Annotated in this window: 1 protein-coding gene; it reads left to right on the forward strand. The window is 69.4% G+C overall.

Features of this window, described 5'->3' with window-relative positions; translation table 11 throughout:
- On the forward strand, positions 1 to 294 hold a 294-nt coding region (locus tag CBX98_RS26040), incomplete at both ends, for an AAA family ATPase (RefSeq protein WP_197710271.1).

Genomic DNA, 294 nt, shown 5'->3' on the forward strand with positions numbered 1-294 from the left:
AGTCTCGGCTTCTGCGACGCGCCTGCCGCTACAATCGGCGCGATTCCATCCGCCGCCATCGGTAGCCATGCTCACCTCGCTCTACGTCCGCCAATTTGCCGTTGTCGAAGAAGCCGAGATTGCCTTCGGGCCAGGGCTCACCGTGGTCAGCGGCGAGACCGGCGCCGGCAAGTCCCTGCTCGTGGACGCCCTGATGCTCCTGGCCGGTGCCCGCGCCGACAGCGGCATGGTCCGCTCCGGCAGCGATCGCGCCGAGCTGGCTGCGGAGTTCGACCTCACCGGCCTGCCCGAGGC

This window comes from Vibrio sp. T9 (genome assembly GCF_003123985.1).
In the GTDB taxonomy this organism is placed as follows: Bacteria; Pseudomonadota; Gammaproteobacteria; order Enterobacterales; family Vibrionaceae; genus Vibrio; species Vibrio diabolicus.